The sequence below is a fragment of the Achromobacter sp. 18P8.1.1 genome (assembly GCF_057799415.1).
Genome location: NZ_JBYOKH010000040.1, coordinates 14,632 through 36,155, shown reverse-complemented (window position 1 = coordinate 36,155; position 21,524 = coordinate 14,632). Strand labels below are relative to the sequence as shown.

Here is a 21,524-nt window from a genome sequence, read left to right as displayed (position 1 = left end):
CATTGTTCTACAATTTTTATGAATAGTAGATCAGATAGCAGATAATTGCCTATCAGTAATTGCCCCAAGCCAGTACAAAATCACTTGATATGCAGGGCAATCCGGCCAACGCTCAGATACACTCGGAACCAAGCAGCTCTTTCGGCTGCGCCACACCCGCCTATGACCGATCCGAACGCGCACCAGACCCTGACCGACAAAGTCACCGAACAGGTACGCCGCCGGCTGATCAACGGCGAATTCGCGCCCGGCCAACGGCTGTCCGAGGCGACGTTGACGCAAAGTCTGGATGTATCGCGCAATACGCTGCGCGAAGCGTTCCGCAACCTGACCAAGGAAGGCCTGCTGACCCATTCGCCCAACCGCGGCGTGGCGGTCGCGGTGCCCAGCATGGCGTCGATCATCGATCTTTACCGCGTGCGGCGCATGATCGAATGCCAGGCGCTGGCCCAGGCATACCCCCACCATCCCGCGCATCAGCGCATGCGCCAGGCAGTGGATGACGCGGTGGCCCGCCGGCAAAACCAGGACTGGTCGGGCGTGGGAACGGCGAACATGGCCTTCCACATGGCCATCGTGGAACTGGCCGACAGTGAACGGCTGAACACCATGTTTTCGCTATTGCTGGCCGAGCTGCGCCTGGTCTTCGGCCTGCTGCAGGACCCGGAATTCCTGCACGCGCCGTACGCCGAAATGAACAAGCGGATCCTGGAACTCGTCGAAGCCGGCGAATTCCAGAAGGCCGCCGATGCGCTCAAGGACTACCTGGCCCAATCCGAGCGCATCGTGCTGGCGAGCTATGCGCGCCGCGTCAGCGCCGCGGGCGGCTGAGCCCGCCACGTCCGCAGCACGTCCACCGCCAGGAATACCAGCAGGCTGACGCCCATCACGGGCAGGCACCACCCCAGTGCCAATGCCGCGACGGCGGCCAGGATGCGGCCCGGCCAGGCCAGTTCGCGCCACGCCTGCGTCAGCGTCTGGCCGGACGCGCCCGACGCCGGACGGCGCAACCACCACATGCGGTAGCCCAAGACAATCATCACCGTCAGCGCCACGCCGATGGCGGCCATGAGCAACTGGTTCGGCCAGCCGAACAGAATGCCCATGTGCATGTCCACGCCCCAACGGATCAGTTTGGCGATCAGCGGAAACGTGGCGAAGTCCGCGCGGCTGGTGACGGTGTAGGTGGCCGGATCGATGGCGATGGTATCCACCTGCGTGGGCCACGAACGGTCCACTTCCCGTACTGTCCACGCCTGATCAGCGGTGCGTGGCGGCCGGATCTCCAGCTGGTCGCTATCGATGCCGCCAGCGCGCGCGGTGTCCAGGATGCGATCGATATCGCCTGAAGGCGCTGCCGCCGGCGTCATGGCCATGCCCGCCATGGCGCCATGATGATGTGCGTGTTCGCCCTCGCCCTGCGCAGGCGGCATCCCGGCGCCCGGCAGCTTCAGCGACACGGACGGCGTAATCCAGCCCAATTGCGCCCGCAGCTGGTCCACGCGCCCGCCTGCCCAGTTCGACCAGGTCAGGCCCGTCGCGGACAGGAACAGCAACCCCACCGCCAGCCACAAGCCCAACAGCGTGTGCCAGCGGCGCGTCCGCAGACGCGGGCCGCGCGCCATCGCGGCCGGATTACGGCGGCGGCCCGCCAGCCACATCACCAGCCCGCCCAGGGTGGCCAGCCACATCCATGAGGCGGCCAGCTCGCTGTAGTTGCGGCCCACTTCGCCCAACATCAGGTTGCGGTGCAGATAGTCCAGCGCGGTGCGGAACGGCAGCGTGCCGCTGGTGCCGTAGACGATCATGTCGCCCTTGATGTCCAGCGTGACGGGGTCCACAAACAAGGCCCGGCTTTCGGAATCACCCAGGCCGGGGTACGTGAACATCACGCGCGTCGTGTCGCCCGCGCCGGGCGCCGGGCGCACGGCGAACAGCCGCGGGCCAGCGCCGATGCGCGCCTGCGCCGCCTGGACCTGGCTGGCCAGGGACTGGGCCGGGCCTGTCGAGGTGGTGCGCAGCTGATCGGCGTAAAGCAGGTTTTCGATCTGGGGCGTCAGCACGAACAAGGTGCCGGTGACGGCCGCCACCAGGATGAAGGGGCCGACGAACAGCCCGATATAAAAATGCAGTCGGGTGATAAGCGCCAGCAAGGCGCTGCGTCCCGCAGCCCGCTCGCGCGCGGGCGCCGCGGGGGAATCCAGGGTTTGGGTGGACATGGGATCCTCGAATACGAACGACGCCGCCCTGCCGGGGCGGCATTCATGCGCGCAGTGCGCGCACGCCGGTTACGGTCATTCGAAGGTCGAAGGTGGTGCGCGTGGCCCCACTGGCGGGCCGGCGGCCGGCATGGGCGGACGCGGGCTGTCTGTCTGGAGCGGCGTCTGGGCCAACCAGCGCAGCAGCACGGGCGCCACCGCCAGCATCGGCGGCACGTCCAGCACCTGATGGGCGCTTAGGCCGAAGGGGCATTCCTGCCCTGCCCCGCCGCGCTCGTCAGGCGTGCCGTGTCCATGATGGCCGAGATGGGGATCGTGCTGCGTGGTCAGCACGCGCAACGCCGACAACGACCCGCCGCCTGCCGCGCAGAAGCCCAGGGCCAGCCGGCCCTGCCGCAGGGCGTCGGCGTCCGGCATATATCCCACCGGTACCCAGGCCCGCGCCACCAGCAACAGCAGCAGCAACAGCCGCCCGAAATCGGCGGCCGAGGCAGTGCGTGGGAATCGACAGGAAAGTCCGGTGCGCATGCGCCCATCCAGCGCGCCGGCGGATTCCGGCGCCACGGCAGAATTCTACTCGCGCCCCACCGCAAGTCGGGCGACGCTTTCTGCTTGCGGATGCCCTGTTTCGGGCATAAATTGAGCAAACCCGTTTTTGGACCGAGGCATTCCCTTGAGCCCGACACGGCGTCGAAAGGTCGTTTTTTATCTTTTAAGCCCGCGAGGAGCGTTGCGATGAAAGTGAAACACCTGTTAGGCCCGGCAGCCCTTGCGCTGTCCATGCTGTTCACCACGCCTGGCGTGGCCCAAACCACCGATCCGGCCCCCATCGTCACCGGGAAGCAATGGACGGAATCAGACGCCAGCCTGAAGAAAGCCTACCTGCTGGGGATCGCCAACCTGCTGCAAGTGGAACGCGCGTACCAGGAACGGCGCAAGCTCACCGACACCCAGACCCTGGTTCCGCGGTTTGCCAATGGCCTGCAAGCGCACACCCTGGACTCCGTGCGTGACGGGCTGGACAGTTGGTACGCTGCGAACCCCACCAAGCTGGACCGCCCCGTGATCGAGACCTTGTGGTTCGAGATCGTCGTCCCCGGCACGAAGCGCAAGCCCTGAAGGAGCTGTCATGAAGCTAATTCGATCGATTGTCATCGGCGTCGCGATAGGGACGCTTGCGGCCTGCACGAACATGACGCCCAAGCAGCAAGGCACCGTGTCGGGTGCCGCCATCGGCGCCGCCGCGGGCGCAGGCATTGCCGCCATCGCGGGCGGCAGCGCATGGACGGGAGCCGCCATCGGCGGCGTGGCAGGCGGCGTCGCGGGCAATATCCGCGGCGGCAAATCCTACTGACCCCGCGTTCCGCCCCGGGGCGCGGCCCTTACGTGGCCGCCGCCCGGGGCGTCCAGCAAAACCATTTCAACCCGGCGACGGATCCCGGCTCATCGGGATCGTCGTGCTCAAACCCCACTTCAACCCCGCCCTCGGTCGTGACCAGGAAGGCGTAGGGCGGCGCATGCGGGCGCACCGACCGGATGGCGATTCCGTGCTGCGGCGCGGCATCCAGAAAGCGCGGCATGGGGGTTTCCGCACACAGCAGGCCGACCTCGGTCAACGTCAGCGGGCCGCCGCAGGCTGCGCCGTTCGGGCCGCTGAAGCTGTCGACGAAGACGGTGACGAGCGACGCCGGTGACTCAAAGTGGAATTCAACGTCGCCGTAGGCCACGATCAGCGGAAAACAATCGACGTCGCCCGGGACGTACGGGCGATCGGGATCATTCGGGTTGTAGACCTGGTCGGCCGGCCCCAGCGCCGCAAACACCGCTTCCGGCGAAGCGCCGGCAACCGGAACGTACGGGCCGAAGGCGCCGCTTTGGAGAAAGGCGATCAAGGAGACAGGCGTCATGCGCCGCATTATCCCTTGTGCCGCATCGCGCCGTCCGCCCCTCTGCCAGCCAAACCCTAGCTTTGCTTGGCGCGCCAGGCCTGGTACCTGGCCTGGTTTTCCTGGTTGGGCGGATACAGGCCGGGCAACTTCTCGCCCGCTTCCACCTGCTGCATGATCCAGCCTTCCAGCCGTTCCTGCTCGATGGCGATCTCGACCACCTCGTCCAGCAAGGCGGCGGGAATCAGCACGGCGCCATCGCGGTCCAGCACGATCACGTCATTCGGAAACACCGCGACGCCGCCGCAGCCAACGGGTTCCTGCCAGCCCACGAAGGTCAGGCCGGCCACGGACGGCGGCGCGGCCGCACCACTGCACCACACCGGCAGGCCGGTGCCTTCGACGCCTTCCAGATCCCGCACCACGCCGTCCGTCACCAGCGCGGCCACGCCGCGCTTTTGCATCCGTGCGCACAGGATGTCGCCAAAGATGCCGGCATCCGTCACGCCCATCGCGTCCACCACGGCAATGCAGCCCTCGGGCATGTCCTCGATCGCCGCCCGCGTCGAAATGGGCGACGCCCACGAGGCCGGCGTGGCCAGGTCTTCGCGGGCCGGCACGAAGCGCAGCGTGAACGCGCGCCCCACGATCCGTTTGGCGCCCGGCGCCAACGGCTGCGCGCCCCGCAGCCACACGTTGCGCAGCCCCTTCTTGAGCAGCACGGTGGTCAGCGTGGCGGTGGTGATGCCGGACAAGGCCTGGACGACGCGGCCGTCCAAAGGCTGAGTTGCAATCGTCATGATGCAGATTCTCCTTGAATGGACTTCGATTGTGACCCTGCGCAAAACGCAACACAACACGGTTTTTGCAGATTCAGAATCCGTTTTTTATACCTGCGTCTTCGGATTTGCCGTTGTGGCGCGCGCCGCCCCTCAGGCTTACCAGCGGTGCTGATACGTCAACGTCAGCACGGTACCGGCCGCTGGCAGGCGGCTGGTATTGGTGCTGCTGCGCATCAGCTGGCTGTACAGCGGGTAGTAGTCGCGGTTGAACAGGTTTTCGATGCCGACCGTCACCGTGTCCTTCTTGGTGAACTGGTAGCGGCTCATGACGTCCACCGTGAAATAGCTGTTGACCTCGCGCCGCCCGAAGCTGGCCACGCCGTCCAGCCGATAGTCCTTGCTGGCGTAGTAGTTGGCCTGGATGCGGTTGCTCCAGCGCTCGTTAGGCCGGTACTGCACGTAGCCCGTCAACTTCACCGGCGGAATGCGGTACCCGGTCATGTTGCGCCATTCGCCGCCATCGGGCTGTTCCTGCCCCTTCATCCAGGTGAACGTGCCGCCCGCGCCCCAGACCTCGTCGTCCGTCAGGTAATCCGCGGCGGCTTCCACGCCGTACACGCGTTCCTTCGTGCGGGTCAGGATGAGGCCATTGTTGAAGCTCTGCACGTCGCCCAGCTTGGACGTGGTGTAGAACACCGCCAGCGACGCCGTTGTGTTGCCCAGGCCGCCGCGCCAGCCCAGCTCGTAGTTGTTGGTCTTGACGGGTTCCAGGTCCGACGAGCCGATGTCGAAGCCCGGCCGCGCGTTGCGCATCTGCACACCGATGTCGGGCAACTGGAAGCCCTGGCTGAACGACGTGTAGAACTCCTGGCCGCGCACGGGCTCATAGCTCAGGCCCACATTGAACAGCAAGGCGTCGTAGTTCACCGTGCCGCCTTGGACCGTGGCCGGCGACGGCACCCGCGACTGCGAGAGCGGCACGAAATCATTGAAGCGCGCCGACGAATATTCGTAGCGCACGCCGCCCTGCCCGGACCACTGATCGTTGAAGCGATGCTCCAGCTGGCCGAAGATGCCCGTGCTGCGCGTGGTCAGTTCCGGCATGTAGGTCAGCGTGCCCGTCTTGCGGAATACGCGCCCGCCACTGCTGTCGAACGCGGCCGGATCGAAGATGTCGATCGGCATGTCGCTGCGTTCCTGGTTGAAGTCCACGCCCCACAGCAGGCGGGTCTTGTCGGAGGCGCCCAGCGGCGTGTCGATGGTCAGCCGGCTGCCCAGCACCTTCGAATTCTGCATGGCCTGGTCGACGTTACCGCCGCGCGTGACCACGGCGCGGGCGTCGAACGGCGTGAAGCGCGTGTAATAGTCGCGGTAATAGACCTGGGCCGACAGCTTGCTGCCCCACAGGTTCTGATGCTGGTATTCCAGGTTCACCAGCGTGTTGCGGATCTGGTTCTGGTCGACCAGTTCCAACCCGCCCAGCGGCAAGGCGCGCGCCGTGCCCGGCGGCAATCGGCCCACTGAAGGGTCCGAGCCGTAATTGCTGTCCTGGTCGGCGTTGTAATAGCTGGCCGACAGTTGCACCCGCTGGTCGTCGTCGATGCGCAAGCCGAGCTTGCCGCCCACGCTGTAGATGTTGGAGTCGAACAGGTCGCCCTGGCTGGGCTCGGAGGCAATGCGACGGCCCTGCGCGTCGTAAGAGGCGCCGTTGTGGCGCGCGCCCAGGTCCAACGCGTAATCAAGCTTGCCCTGGCTGCCCGCGAAATGCTGCTGCAGCTGGCCACCCAGGCCATCGGCACGCAAGCGGCTCAGCGGCGAGACGGCGGTCAGCGTGGTCTCGGACACGGGTTCGCCCCCGGCCGGGCGCGTCGTGATTGAAACGATCCCGCCCGTGGCCCCTGCGCCATAGATCGAACTGCTGCCGCGCAACACTTCGACGCGTTCGATGATGGCCGGATCGATGTTGGCCAGGTTGCGCGACGAATCGCGGTTGGTATTCAGCGGGATGCCGTCCACCAGCACCAGGATGCCGCGGCCGCGCAGCGTCTGGCCGTAATCAGTGATGGTGCGGCTGGAATCGGCCATGCCGGGCACGACCTTGGACAGCACCGTCGCCAGGCTGTCTGAGCCCGTACGCAGTTCTTGCAGGTTGTCGCGTTCCAGCACGATGGTCTGCTGCACCGGGCTGACCAGGTTGCTGGCCATGCGCGAGGCGCTGACCTCGATCGGCGCCAGCACCGTCGGCGCGGCGGCGCTGGCCGGTTCAAGAATGATGGCGCTGCCTTCGCGGCGGGCGCGCAACGGTGTGTCGCGCAGCAAAGCGTCCAGGGCCTGCTCGGGTGTCATCGTGCCCGACACCGCCTGCGCTTGCATGCCGGCCACGGCTTGCGGCGTGTAGAAGATCTGCAGGCCATGCTGCTGCGCCAGGCGCTTGAGCGCAGCGTCCAAAGGCTGGGCGGGGAGATCGATGGCGACCGTCGGCGACGCGGCCCAGGCGGCGGGCGCCCCCAAGACGATCAACACCACCGCGCTGACGGCCCTGATCCGGCAGGCCACCGGCCGCGCCCGCTTGTTCTTATTGCGATCCACTTCATCCTCTCCTGATTGGGACGGTCTCCGGCCCCCTTGGCCGGCATAGCCCCGCGATAAGAGAGAAGACGCAAAAGCGGAAAAAAACCTGAATGCCGGCGCGAAATATTTTTGCCGGCCCCCTCGCGGCCTTAGTGGGCCACGACTTCGGCCCGTCCGTCGGGCAATTTGCGCACCGTCACCGGCAGGATGTGCGGCAGCGCCGTCAGGAAGGCATCGGTGTCGTCGATACGGAAGACGCTGGTCAGGCGCAGGTCCGCCAGCCCCTTGCCATCGGCCAGCACGATCGGCTGTGCGCGATAGCGCGAGACTTCCCGCACCGCGCTGGCCAGGTCGGCGTCGCTGAAGACGATCTGCCCCGCCCGCCAGGCCAGGGCCGAGGCGACAGGCGCCGTTTGTGGCGGCTCGACCTTGCCCTGCGCGCCGACGCGGGCGCCGAGTCCTGGCGTTACCGACACGGCGCGGCCCGGTTCGTCCTGGCGCCCGGCCACCCGCACCGAGCCGGATTCGACCATCACACGCACTTCCTCGGCATCGCGCCGCACGTCGAAACGCGTGCCCGTGACGGTAGCCGTGCCCAGCCCGGCGTCCACCACGAACGGCCGGCCGGTGTCCTTGTCGACGGCGAACAGCGCTTCGCCCTCCAGCAGTTCGACCTGTCTTGCGGCCGCATCGAACCGCACCTTCACGTGGGTGCGGCTGTTCAATTCCGCGCTGGACCCGTCGGGCAGCGCCACGACGCGGCGCTCACCGGGCGCCGTCCGGTACTCCGCGGTCTGCACGGAAGCGGGCTGATACTGCTGCCAGAACAGCACGCCGGCCGCCACCGCCAACGCAGTCACGCTCAGCGCCAGCACCTGGCGCCGTCCGGACGACGACGCGCGCCGGCGCGGCTGGGCCAGCGCCCGCAAACGGTCGGCGGGCACCTCGGCCGCGGCCTGCCAGATGGATTCCAGCACGCGGTATTCGTAGGCGTGGCGCGGATCGGCGGCCAGCCAGGCCTGCAGTTCGGCCTGCCCGGCGGTGTCCAGTTCGCCGGACCGCGTGCGGGCGAACCATTTGGCTGCCTCGGCCCGCGGCGCGTCGCTAGCTGGGCGCATAGGCCCCCAGGCGTTCGCGCAGGTGCAAGGCGGTGCGGATCATGTATTTTTCAACCATGTTTTTGCTCAGGCCCATGCGCTCGGCGATCTCGGCCTGCGTCAGGCCTTCCAGCCGTTGCCAGATGAAGACCTGGCGGCATTTGAGCGGCAATTCGGCCAGCGCGGTTTCCAGCGCCTGCCCCAATTGCTGCGTGCGCGCCTGCGCCACGGGATCGCCCAGCTCGCTGGGGTGGGCCGCTATGGTATCAAGCGTCACCCACTCGTGCCCGCCTTCGCGGCGGAAGCCGTCCACAGCCGTATTGCGCGCCGCCTGATGCAGATAGGCGCGCGGCTGTTCAACGTGGTCGGAACCGGCCTCCAGGCACTTCACGAAGGCGTCATGGGTCAAGTCCTGCGCGGCGTCGCGGCACCCCAGCTTGCGGGTCCAGACGGCGAGCAGTTCTTCGTAATAGGCAAGAAAGCCGTGTGGACGAGACCGGGAGGGTGACATGGGGCGGGATCGATGCGAAGCGGCATGATAATGCTTTTTATTAGCGATTGTCATGTCACTGCCCGGCGTCGGGAAAATCTGCAGGGCATACCGGTTTTTCCGCACCAGCCGGCCCGAGCCCTAGGCGAGGCGGGCGATTTTCCCCTGCTGAGCGCGGCGGGAAGCCGGCCCAGGCACGCTAATTGCGCAGAGGCGGAAGTTTCCCACCCCGGAGAGTCCATGCCCGCCCCGAACCACGATGCCTCCCGGAGGTTGACGGTGCTGACCGTCAACACCCATAAAGGGTTCACCAGCTTCAACCGGCGCTTCATGCTGCACGACCTGCGCGCAGCCCTGCGGACCGCCGCTCCGGACGTGGTGTTCCTGCAGGAAGTGCTGGGCGAGCACCAGGCTCATGCCGAGCGCCACCCGACCGCGTGGCCGGCGTCGTCCCAATATGAATTCCTGGCCGATACGCTGTGGACGGACTTCGCCTATGGCCGCAACGCCGTCTATCCGGCCGGCCATCACGGCAACGCAATCCTGTCGCGCTACCCGATCGAGCGGTACGAGAACCATGACGTCAGCGTGGACGGGCACGAAGGCCGCGGCCTGCTTCATTGCGTTTTGCGCGTCCCGGACAGCGCGCCCGTCCATGCGATCTGCGTGCACCTGGGCCTGCTGGAACGGCATCGGGGCCAGCAACTGAACGGGCTTTGCAAGCTGGTCAGCCGCGACGTGCCGGCAGGCGAACCCCTGCTGATCGCGGGCGACTTCAACGATTGGCGCTTGAACGCGGACCGGTTGATGGCCGGCTGCGGCACGCAGGAGGTGTTCACCACCCGGCTGGGCCGCCCTGCCCGCACCTTCCCCGCACGCTGGCCCTTGCTGCGGCTGGACAGGATCTATGTGCGCAGCGTGCGCGACTGGCGCCCGGTCCCGCTGGCCTCGCGAGTCTGGTCGCGATTGTCGGATCACGTGCCGATTTCAGCGGAGATCGCGCTATGACGACCGTTGATCTGGGATGGCGGGAGGGCAACCGCTACACGCTGCTGGAGAATGGCGAAGTCTATTTCCCGGCTGTGCGCCGCGCCATCGAGTCGGCCAAGCACGAGGTGTTGGTCGAGACCTTCATTCTGTTCGAGGACAAGGTCGGACAGGAATTGCAGCAGACGCTGATCGCGGCCGCCGGGCGCGGCGTCAGCGTGGACTTGCTGGTGGACGGCTACGGGTCGGATGAGTTGACGCCCGCGTTCATCGGCGCCATGACGGAAAGCGGCGTGCGCGTCCATATTTTTGACCCTCGGCCCAGGCTTCTGGGCATACGCACCAACGTATTCCGCCGCATGCACCGCAAGATCGTCGCGGTGGACAGCCAGTGCGCGCTGGTGGGCGGCATCAATTTCTCGGCGGACCATCTGCCGGATTTCGGTCCGGAAGCCAAGCAGGATTACGCGGTGCAGGTGGATGGCCCCTTGGCGGCCGATATCGCCGACTACGCCCGCGCGGCCCTGAAGCGGCGCCCGCTGCGGCGGTGGCGACGGCCGCCCGTGGCCTCGGTGCCTGACGGCGACGGCGGCGGACGGCTGGTGGTGCGCGACAACCTGGGCCACACGACTGACATCGAACGCTATTACCGTGCGGGCCTGCGCGCCGCCAAGCGAGACGTGCTGATCGCCAACGCCTATTTCTTTCCCGGCTATCGCCTGCTGCGCGACCTGGCCAATGCGGCCCGTCGCGGTGTCCGGGTGCGCCTGCTGCTGCAAGGCGAACCCGACATGCTGGTGGCCCGCCTGGCGGCCACGATGCTTTATGACCACCTGATGAGCGCGGGCGTCGAGATCTACGAATACTGCAAGCGTCCCCTGCATGGCAAGGTAGCCTGCATGGACGACGATTGGTGCACGGTGGGGTCCAGCAATCTGGATCCGCTGAGCCTGGCCCTGAACCTGGAGGCGAACGTGGTGGCCCGCGACGCGTCGCTGAACGCGGCCTTGCGTGACAGCCTGGAGCGCCTGATCGCGCAGGACTGCAAGCCGGTTCCTAAGAGCGCCAAACCCACCCGGGCGCTGCGCCGGTTCTGGGTCGGCGTGGTGGTCTTCCATTTTCTGCGGCGCTTTCCGGCCTGGGCGGGCTCGCTGCCCGCCCACAAGCCTAAGCTACAGACCATCAAGCCCGCCCCGCCGGGCGAAGGCGAGACGGCATGAGGGTCTTCCGCACGAACCTCATGCGCTCGCTGCGCCATCGCTGGCCGCGCATCAAGAAGGTGCTGCCCTGGCTGATACTGGCCGTGGTGGCGGGCCTGTTGTTCTATTTCGGCCGTTCGGTGGATTGGCCGCAGGTATGGCAAGCCATGCGCCGCATTCCCCGCGACGCCATCCTGATGGCCGGCGGGCTGGTCGTGCTGGGCTATCTGAGCTATGCCACGCTGGATCTGCTGGGGCGCCGATACACGGGCCACAAGTTGCCTTGGCCGACCGTGGTGGGCGTGGCGATGCTGAGCTATGCCTTGAACCTGAATCTGGGCGTGTTGCTCGGCGGGCTGGGCACCCGGCTGCGCCTGTACGCCAGGCTGGGTTGCCGCAAGGCGGTGGCCACGCGCGTGGCCTTGTTTTCAGCGGCCTCGAACTGGATCGGCTATGCGTGGGTGGCGGGCGCGGTGTTCGTGAGCGGCGCATTGCCGGTGCCCGAGGGCTGGGATGTGGGCAGCGGCGTGCTCCGGCTGATGGGGGCGGTGATGCTGGCAGCCGGCATCGGCTATGTCTGGGCATGCGCCCGCGCGCGCCGGCGCTCGGCCACCTGGTTGGGCCAACGCGTGACCTTGCCACGCGCCCGCATGGCGGCGCTGCAATGCCTGTTCGCCGGCCTGTCGTGGATGTTCATGGGCGCGGTGGCCTATGTGTTGCTACAGGGCAAGGCGCCGTACCCGGTGGTGCTGGGCATCCTGCTGTGCTCAAGCTTTGCGGCCGTGCTGACGCGTGTGCCGGGCGGGCTGGGCACCACAGAGGCGATCTTCGTCGCCGTGCTGGCGCCGAAATTGCCGTATTCCGAGGTGTTGGGCGCCGCCCTGGCGTACCGCGCCTGCTACGCCCTGGCGCCGCTGTGCCTGGCGCTGGCCGCCTTTCCGATCGTGGAAGCGCGCATCGCGTGGCGCAAGCGCCAGGCGCCGGCCGCATTATCCGGGCACGAAAAGGCGTCTCCGTAGGCGCTCGGCGCCCGCCCGGGCACGCCGCTTGCTGCCATCGCCAACATGAAAAAAATACCGTCACCCCCAGAGTCCGACCTGGTCGTCGCCTATCCCCGCCGGGCCAACGCGTCTGAACACGAGATTGCGTCCCAGGAAGCCATGGCGGCTAGATTGGCAGCCTTGCTGGGGCGCCGCTTCAAGCCGGACTACCGGCCCAGCCGCCATCGGGACGAACCCCCGCCCTATTACGTGCCCGACCGCACGCTGATCGGCGTGGTGCGCGCCGCGCGCCTGGGCATCAACCGGGCGGCGGACCTGTACGGGGGCGTCGCCCCGCATTCCTTCGTGGCGGGCAAGTCCATTACCCATGGGCTGGCCAGCCCCCACGCCAAGGCCCCGAAAGCCTGGGTGGCGAGCCTGGCCGACACCTTGCGGGACGTGGTTCTGACGGGATATACCGCCTTCACCCTGCCGGATGCCGAGGCCGCCGGCCTGCGGCTGCTCAAGCACGGGCGGCTGCGCATCAAGCCCGCGGACGCCAACGCCGGACGCGGACAGGTCGTCGTGCGCAACGCCGCCGAATTGCATGCGGCGCTGGCCGGCCAATCCGCCACGGCTATACGCAGGCTCGGCCTGGTACTGGAGGAAGACCTGGAAGACGTCACCACCTACAGCGTCGGTTGGGCGCGCGTGGGCAAGATGGAGATCTCCTACGTCGGCACCCAGTCGCTGACGCCGGACAATACGGGCGTGCCGGTATACGGGGGCTCGGAACTGCGGCTGGCCCGGGGCGGCTTCGACGCCTTGCGGGCATTGGACCTGGAACCCCGGGAACGCCAGGCCGTGGACATGGCCTGCCGCTATGACGCTGCGGTATCGACCGCGTATCCCCAGCTGTTCGCGTCGCGCCGCAACTACGACGTGGCGTTCGGCCGCAACGCGGCTGGCGAAACGCGGGGCGGCGTCCTGGAGCAATCGTGGCGCGCGGGCGGCGCCAGCCTGGCCGAACTGGCCGCCATGCAGGCGTTCGCGCTGTCGCCGTCCATGGCGTCGGTGCGCGCCGCCACTCGTGAGCGCTACGGCCCGGACGCGCCCCGACCGATCCCGCAGCATCTGGTCTTTCACGGGGAGGATTCCGCCGTCGGCCACATCAGCAAGTCTGGCGGCATCCTGGAGGAAGCCAATGGCGGCGCATAGCGATCCCATTGCCCTATCGGTGGATGGCCAGACCCTGGACGGCACGTTCCTGACGCCGGAAGACAAGGTACCAGGCGTGCTTTTCATTCACGGATGGGGCGGCAGCCAGGCCTTTGACCTGAACCGCGCCAAGGGGATCGCCGCGCTGGGATGCGTGTGCCTGACCTTCGACCTGCGCGGCCACGCGGCGACCCGCGAGCAGCAGTTGCAGGTCACCCGCGAAGACAATCTGCGCGACGTGGTGGCGGCTTACGACCGCCTGGCCGCGCACCCCTCCCTGGACTCGGGTTCGGTCGTGGTGGTGGGCAGCAGCTATGGCGGCTATCTGGCCGCCCTGCTCAGCAGCCTGCGCCGCGTGCGGTGGCTGGCCTTGCACGTGCCGGCCCTGTATCTGGATGACGAATGGCTGTTGCCCAAGAACCAGTTGAACCGCGAGACGCTGCGCGCCTACCGCAACAGTTATGTCCCGCCGGAATCGAATCGCGCCCTGAAGGCCTGCGCCGACTTCGCGGGGGACGTGCTGATCGTGGAAGCGGAACACGATACGTTCATTCCCCACTCCACCATCATGAGCTACCGCTCTGCGTTCCGCCGGTCGCACTCGCTGACGCACCGCATCATCGACGGCGCGGACCACGCGCTGACGGAAAAAACGGCGCAGCGCGCCTATACCTCGATCCTGGTCAACTGGGTGACGGAAATGGTGACCGGCGCGCGGGTCGCGGACCCGCGGCCGGTACCGTGAAGCCGGGGCCTATCGGCCCCGGGCATCATGGCCTGCCGTCATGGCCTACCAATAGATGTCTTGCTTGTAATAGGTGTGCAGGCTTCTTGCCCACGTCTCGTCCGCCATGCTGGGCCAATTGTCCTTGTCGAAGCCCGGCGCGTTCTTCAGCGTTTCCTTGTCGACGTTCAGCACGAAGCACTTGCGGTCGGTGTCCAGCGTCAACGCACCCCAGGGGATCGCGAACAGCTTGTCGCCGATGCCCAGCACGCCGCCGCGCGACAGGACCGCATAGGCCACACGGCCGCGGGGCACGTCGATCATGATGTCCTTGATCGATCCCAATTCCTCGCCGGCCGAGTTGTACACGTCATTGCCTTCCAGCGTATCCGCCGCCATGACCTGCGGGCCCGGGCCAGTCGGGTTGCTCTTGGGGCCGCCCACGATGTTGGTCTGAGTTTCCATGGTCTATCTCCTTTGCCGGGGCAAGCGCCCCGCGTTGTGGTGGTAGGAACCTGTTCCTCCGCAAGCGCCGTGCCGCGCTTGCCCTAGCTTGCCCACCATTGCTTGATGGTGGCGCGCAGCGCGGCGGCGCCGGTGGCGGCGTCCTCTTTACGCAACGCGGCCATGTAGGCGCCGAACTGCTTCATCGAGATATGCGGCGGCATCGGCGGCACTTCCGGGTCAGTAACCATTTCCAGCACGACCGGCCGCCCGGCGGAAAGCGCGCGATCCCAGGCGGGTCCGACGTCATCCGGTTCGGTCACGCGTATCCCCTCCAGCCCCAGCATGCGGCCGTATTCCGCATACGAAAACGGCGGCAGCCATTGGGAATCGCCAAAGCGCGGATCGCCGCCCATGACGCGTTGCTCCCAGGTCACCAGGTTCAAATCGCCGTTGTTCAGCACCAGCACCACCAGCGTGGGGTTGGCCCAGTCCTTCCAGCGGTGGGCGATCGTGATCAGTTCGTTGATACCCAGCATCTGCATGGCACCATCGCCCACCAGCGCCACGACCGGCCGGCCCGGATGCGCCAGCTTGGCCGCCAGCGCGTAAGGCACGCCGCAGCCCATGCTGGCCAGGCCGCCCGATACCGAGCCCATCATGCCGTCGCGCAGCTGCACGTCGCGCGCGTACCAGTTGGCGGCCGAACCCGAATCGCAGGTGACGATGCATTGCGGCGGCAAGCGGCGCGACAGTTCCACGAACGGCCGTTGGGGATTGATCCCGTTGGCTTTCACCATCGCGCGGTCCACGACCGTCTCGCGCCACCGCGCTACGCGCTTTTCGATCCCTTTTCGCCAACGGTCGGACTTTTTTTCCTCCAGCCGGGGCAGCAAGGCCTGCAAGGTCAGGCGCGCATCGCCGACCAACCCGGCCTCGACCGGATAGCGCAGGCTGAGCTTACGGCCGTCCACGTCGATCTGCACCGCCCGGGCCTGCCCCTCCTTGGGCAGGAATTCGGCATACGGAAACGAGGTGCCCACCATCAGCAAGGTGTCGCAGTCGTTCATCATTTCCCAACTGGGCTGCGTGCCCAACAGGCCGATGGCGCCGGTGACGTACGGCAATTCATCGGGCACTACCGCCTTGCCCAGCAAGGCTTTGGCCACGCCGGCCCCCAGGCGCTGCGCCACCGCCTGTACCTCTGCGCCGGCGTCCAGCGCGCCCGCGCCTACCAGCATCGCCACGCGCTCACCGCGGTTCAGGATGGCGGCGGCGTTATCCAGCGCCGCGTCGGGGGGCACGGCAGCGTGCGACGTCAGGCCGATGCCGGTGTGTACCGTGCCATGCTCGCGAGGCGGTGCTTCGACGGCCTCCAGGTCCTGCACGTCGTTGGGAAAGATCAGGCACGTCACGCCGCGCCGCTCCATGGCGATGCGCATGGCGCGGTCCACCATATGGCGCGCCTGCAGGGGCGACGTCACCATATGGACGAAGTCGTGCGCCACGTCCTTGAACAGGCTGACCAGATCCACCTCCTGCTGATAATCGCCGCCCAGGGCGCTGCGCGCCTGCTGCCCCACGATCGCCACCACAGGCTGATGGTCCAGCTTGGCGTCGTACAGGCCGTTAAGCAGATGGATGGCGCCGGGGCCAGAAGTAGCCAGGCACACCCCGACCTGGCCCGTGAACTTGGCATGAGCGCAAGCCATGAACGCCGCGCCTTCTTCGTGGCGCGCCTGGACGAACTCCAGTTCTTCGTTTCTTCCGAACGCGCCGATCAGCCCGTTGATCCCGTCGCCGGGATAGCCGAACACGCGTTGCACCCCCCATTCGCCCAGCCGGGCCAGAACAAAATCGGAAACGGTTTTCAAGTTGACGCTCCTTTGCATGGTTTGCAGCAAGCGAAGCGCGCCGCAATCGCCATGCCCGGCCCGGCCTCGTCCCCGAAATGCTGCGCCGCTCCCAGATTTACAAACGTCAGCAACAACGACACCCGAAGGCTCCGAACGCGTAACGCCGCGTCACTGCCGGGCCGTGGGCACGCGCCTTGCGCATTGAAGGCCTTACGGAATCGGGCCCCCTTTTTCAGTGGCCCTCCGACTCTCCCCGGAGCACTAAGCATGGCGACGACAACGATACTCATAGTGGCTGCTGAAGCATTTCCCCTGGCCAAGACGGGCGGGCTGGGTGACGCCATCACCGGCATGGCACGCGCACTGACCGAACGCGGCCTGACCACCACCGTCCTGCTTCCCGCCTACCGCGGCGTAGCCAGCCGCCTGGAAGAACCGCATGAAGTGGCCAGGCTTGAAGACCTGCCAGGCGGCGATGCGCGTCTGATTGCAGGCGTATGTCCGGTGTCCGAGCTGTCCTTCCTGCTGCTGGAGAACGACGCCCTCTACAACCGCAGCGGTCTGTATATGGATGACGAGGGCCGCGAACACGCCGACAACGGCGTGCGCTACGCCGCCCTGTGCCACGCGGCGGTGCGGATCGCGCGCGGGCTGCCGGGCCTGCCCCGCCCCACGGTGGTGCACGCGCACGATTGGCATGCGGCCCTGACGCCGATGCTGCTGCGTGAAGCCGGCATCCCGGATGTGAAAAGCGTACTTACCATCCATAACCTGGCGTTCCAGGGGCAGTTCCCCCTGGAAGATGCCGCTGCCCTGGGCATCCCGCCCGCCTGCCGCAGCGAAGACGCCATGGTGGCGTGGGACAAGCTCAACTTCATGAAGGCCGGCATCCGCCATGCCGACCGCGTAACGACCGTCAGCCGCACGTATGCCCGCGAAATCCTGACCCCCGCCTTCGGTTGCGGGCTGGACGGGCTGCTGCGTGAACGTGCCCCCGACCTGATGGCGATCCCCAACGGCATCGATACCGCCCTGTGGGACCCGTCGCGCGATCAGCAGTTGGGGCAATTGCGCTATCACGCGGGCGACCTCGCCAACAAGCGGCTGTGCAAAACGGTCTTGCAGCGGGAATTCGGCCTGCAGCCGGATCCGCAGGCCACGCTGGTCGTGCTGGGTAGCCGCCTGACCGAACAGAAAATGGCGGACGTCGCCGCCGATGCCTTACCCCGCGCGCTGGACGCGCACCCCGAAATGCAGGTGGCCATTCTGGGCCAGGGCGACCGTCGGCTGGAAGGCGCGTTGACCTCTCTGGCCGCGCGCTTCCCGGAACGCTGCGCGACGCGCATCGGCTACAACGAGACGGGCGCGCACCGGCTGCATGCAGGCGGAGACATCCTGCTGCACGGCAGCCGTTTCGAACCCTTCGGTTTGACCCCGCTGTACGCCATGCGCTACGGCACCGTCCCGATCGGATCCCGTGTGGGGGGCATGGCTGACACCATCAACGACCCGGGCGCCGATGCGCCGCTGACCGCGATGGCGTTCGCCAACGGCCTGCTGTTCGACGGCGACGCACCCGACGCCATGGCCGACGCGCTGTCGCGCGCGATGCACCTGCGCCGTCATCCGACCTTGTGGCGGGCCATGCAGCGCAATGCGATGACCAGCGATTTCAGCTGGCAGCGCGCCGTTGGCCCTTACGAGGAACTGCTCAACTCGCTGGCGGGCCATCCCGTCCTCGAAGAGACCGCCGCAGCGCCCGCGCCGGTCACCGCAGCACACCGTCGCACACGCCAGGCGCACGGCACAATGCCGATGCCGGTTTAAGGCGGACACCCATGGCCGCTACCCACCGACCCGTCCCAGCCCCCCACACGCCGTTGCGCATCTGCCATGCGCCACAGGGGCTGCCGGACGTCGCGCCGGCGGCGGCAGGCGCGGACGCGCTGGAATCCCGGCTCACCCGCATCAAGCAAGCGGGATTTGATGCCGTACTGATCCCCGCCCCGTGGCTGCTGCCGGCGGGCGCCCATTCCCTGGCGCCTGTCGACGCGGATCTGAGTGCGCTCGGCAACCGGACGGAACCCATCACGCAGCGACTATCACGGCTTTCCGAAGCGGCGGCAGCCCAGGATCTGAAGCTGATGGTCCGCGTGCGGTTCGACCGGGTGTCGGTGGACGCCAGCGCCGGCACCGCGCCGCCCGGTTGGTATCGCGCACACCCTGAAGATCCGGCTCGGGATCCCCGGCTGCCGGTCAGCGACTGGGGCCTCATGGCGCTGCAGGACAATCCGCCGGCGGGCTTCGCGGCATCCTGGGCGGCACGGCTGTCGCGCTGGACGGACGCGGGCGTGTCCGGCTTCCTCTTCGACGCGCCACAGTGCCTGCCGGCCCACAGTTGGCAGGAACTGCTGGCCCCGTTGCGGCAACACACTGTCCCGCCCGCCTGCCTGGCCTGGACGCCCGGCCTGAACCCGCAGCAACTCGAGGCGTTGCGCGACGCGAGATTCGACGGCGTGTTCTCGTCCCTTCCCTGGTGGGACTACAAATCCGCGTGGCTGGCCGAAGAGGCCGCACGACTGGCGCGCGTCGCCCCTATCCTGGCCAGCGTGTCTGCGCTGGACGCCGTGACGGGGGTCCGGCCGCGTACTGACCACCGCAGCGCCTGGACCGCTGCCTTCACGGCCCGCGGCTGGGTGGCCGACGAAACCGACATCGACCCGCCCGGCACCGCAGAGGATGTCAACCAATGGCTCGGCGCCCAACCCCTGCCGACCGGCCCGCCCCATGTGCTGGCCGGCCGCGATGGCCGCGCGACGCTGGTGCTACGCGCCGCTGCGGACGAAGCCACGGCCATCCTTGCCCTGAACCCCGCCGACGCCGCGCCCGCCCTGCTTGATTGGGATGCCGTGGCGTCCAGCTTGCCCCCCGGCGACATCCTGCCGCATCGGGAAGGCGACGCGGTGGCGCTGGACGCCGACGCGCTGCCCGCTGCGGGTTGCGCCGTGCTGTCGGTAGCGCCCATGCCGCCCGTGCGCGAATCGTCCCGCCATCCCGGGCCGCGCACCGAAGGCGGAGCCGGCCTGCGCATAGCCATCGAAAGCATCTCGCCCGCCGTCGACGACGGCGCGCACCCCGTCAAATGCGTCGTGCACGAACGCATTACCGTGCAGGCCGACCTGCTGATGGACGGCCACGACCGCCTCGCCGCCGAACTGCGCTGGCGCGCGGCCGACGAACCGGAATGGCGCCGGGCGCCGTTGCGTCTGCTGGCCAACGACCGCTGGCAAGCCAGCTTCCGGCCTCGCCGCATCGGGCCGCACGAATTCCAGGTGGCGGCATGGTTCGACGTCTGGCAGACCTACCACCATGATCTGGACGTCAAGCACCGGGCAGGCCTCGACGTGCGGCTGGAAGTCGCCGAGGGCGCGCAGTTGCTGCGCGAAGCCGACAAACGGGCGGGCCGGCAAACGTCCGCGGGCGACAGCGTCGCCACGATCAAACGCGTCCTGAAAGCATTGCCCGACGCCTTGACCGATGCCGCGCCGACGGACGAGCAGATCGCCCTGCTGCTTGGCGCCGACCTGGCGCGCGCCATGCACGAGCTGGACGCGCATCCCTTTGAATCCGTGACCGCGGTGCGCTACCCCATCTGGGTCGACCGGCCGCAAGCGGCCCACGGCGCATGGTACGAACTGTTCCCGCGTTCGCAGGCCCAAGAGCCGGGCCGTCACGGCACCTTCGACGACGTCATCGAGCGGCTGCCCGACATCCGCGAAATGGGGTTCGACGTGCTGTACCTGCCGCCCATCCACCCCATTGGACTGCGCAACCGCAAAGGCCCCAACAACAGCCTGACCGCAGGCCCGGACGATGTCGGCAGCCCCTACGCGATCGGTTCGGTCGATGGCGGGCACGACGCCATCGAGCCCAAGCTGGGCACCCTTGAAGACTTCCTGCGCCTGGTGGGCGCGGCGCAAGGCCACGGCATGGAGGTGGCGCTGGACTTCGCCATCCAGTGCTCGCCCGACCACCCGTGGCTAGAAGCGCATCCGGACTGGTTTTCGTGGCGCCCCGACGGGTCGCTGCGCTACGCCGAGAACCCACCGAAGAAATACCAGGACATCGTGAATGTTTCGTTCTACGGCGGGCCGCCGCGCCGGGCCCGCAAGCTTGCGCTGTGGCGGGCGCTGCGCGATGTGGTGCTGTTCTGGGTCGAGCACGGCGTACGCATTTTCCGGGTAGACAACCCCCACACCAAGCCGCTGCCATTCTGGCAATGGCTGATCGCCGAGGTGCACGGGCAGCATCCCGATGTGCTGTTCCTGTCCGAAGCGTTCACCCGCCCCAAGATGATGTACCGGCTGGCGAAGGTGGGATTCACGCAGTCCTACACCTACTTCACGTGGCGTAACGACCGGGCCGAACTGCAGTCCTACCTGGAAGAAATCTCGCGGCCGCCGCCAGCCGATTTCTTCCGCCCGCATTTCTTCGTCAACACCCCGGACATCAATCCCCTGTTCCTGCAGACCTCGGGCCGCGCAGGCTTCCTGATCCGCGCCGCGCTGGCCGCGATGGGGTCCGGCCTGTGGGGGATGTATAGCGGATTCGAATTGTGCGAAGCCGCGCCGGTGCCCGGCAAAGAGGAATACCTGGATTCCGAAAAGTACGAACTGCGTCCGCGCGACTGGCACCAGCCCGGCAACATCCGCGCCGAGATCACGCGCCTGAACCAGATCCGGCGGGCCAATCCCGCCGTGCAGACGCATCGCGGACTGACGGCGATCCCCAGCGGCAACGACCGCGTGCTGGCCTTCGTGAAGGCGACGCCGGGGCTGGGCAACGTGGTGCTGACGGTGGTCAGCCTGGACCCTTTCCACCCGCAGACCGCGCATCTTGACCCGCCGCTGTGGCTATTCGCCGACGCCGGCGCACAGCAGTTGGCGGCCGAAGACCTGCTGACGGACAGCCGCGACACCTGGCGCGGCGCAATCCGCGCCGTGACGCTGTCCCCCGATCAACCCTATCGAATCTGGCGCCTGTCCCTCAATGGTTGACGCCGCCCGGAGCC

19 protein-coding genes are annotated in these 21,524 nt (G+C 67.4%); 10 read left to right on the top strand and 9 right to left on the bottom strand.

Features of this window, described 5'->3' with window-relative positions; translation table 11 throughout:
- Positions 1 to 162 precede the first annotated feature (162 nt).
- Positions 163 to 831: a GntR family transcriptional regulator gene (locus tag AC27VE_RS22275; RefSeq protein WP_488704990.1), complete on the top strand. Its 669-nt coding sequence runs from the start codon at positions 163 to 165 to the stop codon at positions 829 to 831.
- On the opposite strand, the gene AC27VE_RS22270 is transcribed toward AC27VE_RS22275, so the two are convergent.
- Together AC27VE_RS22270 and AC27VE_RS22265 are read right to left on the bottom strand one after the other, a co-directional pair.
- On the bottom strand, positions 798 to 2,219 hold the full coding sequence (locus tag AC27VE_RS22270) for a PepSY-associated TM helix domain-containing protein (RefSeq protein WP_488704989.1): 1,422 nt from the start codon (positions 2,217 to 2,219) through the stop codon (positions 798 to 800). The genes AC27VE_RS22275 and AC27VE_RS22270 overlap by 34 nt on opposite strands.
- Before the next feature lie 75 nt (positions 2,220 to 2,294).
- Complete coding sequence (locus AC27VE_RS22265; RefSeq protein ID WP_488704988.1) at positions 2,295 to 2,747, bottom strand: DUF2946 family protein; 453 nt, start codon at positions 2,745 to 2,747, stop codon at positions 2,295 to 2,297.
- Positions 2,748 to 2,954: 207 nt separating this feature from the next.
- On the opposite strand from AC27VE_RS22265, the gene AC27VE_RS22260 reads away from it, so the two are divergent.
- On the top strand, positions 2,955 to 3,338 hold the full coding sequence (locus AC27VE_RS22260) for a hypothetical protein (RefSeq protein ID WP_088587506.1): 384 nt from the start codon (positions 2,955 to 2,957) through the stop codon (positions 3,336 to 3,338).
- Positions 3,339 to 3,348: 10 nt separating this feature from the next.
- On the top strand, positions 3,349 to 3,573 hold the full coding sequence (locus AC27VE_RS22255) for a YMGG-like glycine zipper-containing protein (RefSeq protein ID WP_006225841.1): 225 nt from the start codon (positions 3,349 to 3,351) through the stop codon (positions 3,571 to 3,573).
- 28 nt (positions 3,574 to 3,601) lie between these two features.
- Here the strand turns inward: AC27VE_RS22255 and AC27VE_RS22250 are convergent, their stop codons facing one another.
- The 5 genes from AC27VE_RS22250 to AC27VE_RS22230 all read right to left on the bottom strand — a co-directional run bounded on the left by AC27VE_RS22250 (position 3,602) and on the right by AC27VE_RS22230 (position 9,066).
- Positions 3,602 to 4,126, bottom strand: a complete 525-nt coding sequence (locus AC27VE_RS22250; RefSeq protein WP_488704987.1) for a hypothetical protein — start codon at positions 4,124 to 4,126, stop codon at positions 3,602 to 3,604.
- A 56-nt stretch (positions 4,127 to 4,182) separates the two neighbouring features.
- Entirely contained in the window at positions 4,183 to 4,905 is a 723-nt protein-coding gene (locus tag AC27VE_RS22245; RefSeq protein WP_488704986.1) for a ribonuclease activity regulator RraA, read from the bottom strand.
- Between the two features lie 138 nt (positions 4,906 to 5,043).
- A complete protein-coding gene (locus AC27VE_RS22240) occupies positions 5,044 to 7,476 on the bottom strand; it encodes a TonB-dependent receptor (protein WP_488704985.1) in 2,433 nt (810 codons plus the stop codon).
- A 131-nt stretch (positions 7,477 to 7,607) separates the two neighbouring features.
- Entirely contained in the window at positions 7,608 to 8,576 is a 969-nt protein-coding gene (locus tag AC27VE_RS22235) for a FecR family protein (protein WP_488704984.1), read from the bottom strand.
- Entirely contained in the window at positions 8,563 to 9,066 is a 504-nt protein-coding gene (locus AC27VE_RS22230; RefSeq protein ID WP_488704983.1) for an RNA polymerase sigma factor, read from the bottom strand. Before AC27VE_RS22230 ends, AC27VE_RS22235 begins: the two co-directional genes overlap by 14 nt.
- Before the next feature lie 219 nt (positions 9,067 to 9,285).
- Here AC27VE_RS22230 and AC27VE_RS22225 point away from each other — a divergent pair, with 219 nt between their 5' ends.
- The 5 genes from AC27VE_RS22225 to AC27VE_RS22205 are packed head-to-tail and all read left to right on the top strand — an operon-like array spanning position 9,286 to position 14,174.
- On the top strand, positions 9,286 to 10,053 hold the full coding sequence (locus tag AC27VE_RS22225; RefSeq protein ID WP_088587511.1) for an endonuclease/exonuclease/phosphatase family protein: 768 nt from the start codon (positions 9,286 to 9,288) through the stop codon (positions 10,051 to 10,053).
- A complete protein-coding gene (gene clsB / locus AC27VE_RS22220) occupies positions 10,050 to 11,252 on the top strand; it encodes a cardiolipin synthase ClsB (RefSeq protein WP_488704982.1) in 1,203 nt (400 codons plus the stop codon). Before AC27VE_RS22225 ends, clsB begins: the two co-directional genes overlap by 4 nt.
- A complete protein-coding gene (locus AC27VE_RS22215; RefSeq protein WP_488704981.1) occupies positions 11,249 to 12,250 on the top strand; it encodes a lysylphosphatidylglycerol synthase domain-containing protein in 1,002 nt (333 codons plus the stop codon). Before clsB ends, AC27VE_RS22215 begins: the two co-directional genes overlap by 4 nt.
- A 45-nt stretch (positions 12,251 to 12,295) precedes the next feature.
- On the top strand, positions 12,296 to 13,429 hold the full coding sequence (locus tag AC27VE_RS22210; protein WP_488704980.1) for a DUF3182 family protein: 1,134 nt from the start codon (positions 12,296 to 12,298) through the stop codon (positions 13,427 to 13,429).
- Positions 13,416 to 14,174 (top strand): alpha/beta hydrolase family protein, encoded by a 759-nt coding sequence (locus tag AC27VE_RS22205; RefSeq protein WP_488704979.1) that lies wholly within the window; start codon positions 13,416 to 13,418, stop codon positions 14,172 to 14,174. The genes AC27VE_RS22210 and AC27VE_RS22205 overlap by 14 nt, the downstream gene beginning before the upstream one ends.
- A 45-nt stretch (positions 14,175 to 14,219) precedes the next feature.
- On the opposite strand, the gene AC27VE_RS22200 is transcribed toward AC27VE_RS22205, so the two are convergent.
- Entirely contained in the window at positions 14,220 to 14,618 is a 399-nt protein-coding gene (locus AC27VE_RS22200; protein ID WP_006225852.1) for a PRC-barrel domain-containing protein, read from the bottom strand.
- A gap of 83 nt (positions 14,619 to 14,701) precedes the next feature.
- Entirely contained in the window at positions 14,702 to 16,471 is a 1,770-nt protein-coding gene (locus tag AC27VE_RS22195) for a thiamine pyrophosphate-requiring protein (RefSeq protein ID WP_488704978.1), read from the bottom strand.
- A gap of 249 nt (positions 16,472 to 16,720) precedes the next feature.
- Here AC27VE_RS22195 and glgA point away from each other — a divergent pair, with 249 nt between their 5' ends.
- Both glgA and AC27VE_RS22185 read left to right on the top strand, forming a co-directional pair.
- Complete coding sequence (glgA, locus tag AC27VE_RS22190) at positions 16,721 to 18,280, top strand: glycogen synthase GlgA (RefSeq protein WP_488704977.1); 1,560 nt, start codon at positions 16,721 to 16,723, stop codon at positions 18,278 to 18,280.
- Positions 18,281 to 18,291: 11 nt separating this feature from the next.
- Positions 18,292 to 21,510, top strand: coding sequence for an alpha-1,4-glucan--maltose-1-phosphate maltosyltransferase (locus tag AC27VE_RS22185; RefSeq protein WP_488704976.1), 3,219 nt, complete (start codon positions 18,292 to 18,294; stop codon positions 21,508 to 21,510).
- Positions 21,511 to 21,524: the final 14 nt, after the last annotated feature.

Coding starts and splice junctions, on each gene's coding strand:
- AC27VE_RS22275 (WP_488704990.1), top strand. CDS start 163: ATGACCGATCCGAACGCGCACCAGACCCTGACCGACAAAGTCACCGAA.
- AC27VE_RS22270 (WP_488704989.1), bottom strand. CDS start 2,219: ATGTCCACCCAAACCCTGGATTCCCCCGCGGCGCCCGCGCGCGAGCGG.
- AC27VE_RS22265 (WP_488704988.1), bottom strand. CDS start 2,747: ATGCGCACCGGACTTTCCTGTCGATTCCCACGCACTGCCTCGGCCGCC.
- AC27VE_RS22260 (WP_088587506.1), top strand. CDS start 2,955: ATGAAAGTGAAACACCTGTTAGGCCCGGCAGCCCTTGCGCTGTCCATG.
- AC27VE_RS22255 (WP_006225841.1), top strand. CDS start 3,349: ATGAAGCTAATTCGATCGATTGTCATCGGCGTCGCGATAGGGACGCTT.
- AC27VE_RS22250 (WP_488704987.1), bottom strand. CDS start 4,126: ATGACGCCTGTCTCCTTGATCGCCTTTCTCCAAAGCGGCGCCTTCGGC.
- AC27VE_RS22245 (WP_488704986.1), bottom strand. CDS start 4,905: ATGACGATTGCAACTCAGCCTTTGGACGGCCGCGTCGTCCAGGCCTTG.
- AC27VE_RS22235 (WP_488704984.1), bottom strand. CDS start 8,576: ATGCGCCCAGCTAGCGACGCGCCGCGGGCCGAGGCAGCCAAATGGTTC.
- AC27VE_RS22230 (WP_488704983.1), bottom strand. CDS start 9,066: ATGTCACCCTCCCGGTCTCGTCCACACGGCTTTCTTGCCTATTACGAA.
- AC27VE_RS22225 (WP_088587511.1), top strand. CDS start 9,286: ATGCCCGCCCCGAACCACGATGCCTCCCGGAGGTTGACGGTGCTGACC.
- clsB (WP_488704982.1), top strand. CDS start 10,050: ATGACGACCGTTGATCTGGGATGGCGGGAGGGCAACCGCTACACGCTG.
- AC27VE_RS22215 (WP_488704981.1), top strand. CDS start 11,249: ATGAGGGTCTTCCGCACGAACCTCATGCGCTCGCTGCGCCATCGCTGG.
- AC27VE_RS22210 (WP_488704980.1), top strand. CDS start 12,296: ATGAAAAAAATACCGTCACCCCCAGAGTCCGACCTGGTCGTCGCCTAT.
- AC27VE_RS22205 (WP_488704979.1), top strand. CDS start 13,416: ATGGCGGCGCATAGCGATCCCATTGCCCTATCGGTGGATGGCCAGACC.
- AC27VE_RS22200 (WP_006225852.1), bottom strand. CDS start 14,618: ATGGAAACTCAGACCAACATCGTGGGCGGCCCCAAGAGCAACCCGACT.
- glgA (WP_488704977.1), top strand. CDS start 16,721: ATGGCGACGACAACGATACTCATAGTGGCTGCTGAAGCATTTCCCCTG.
- AC27VE_RS22185 (WP_488704976.1), top strand. CDS start 18,292: ATGGCCGCTACCCACCGACCCGTCCCAGCCCCCCACACGCCGTTGCGC.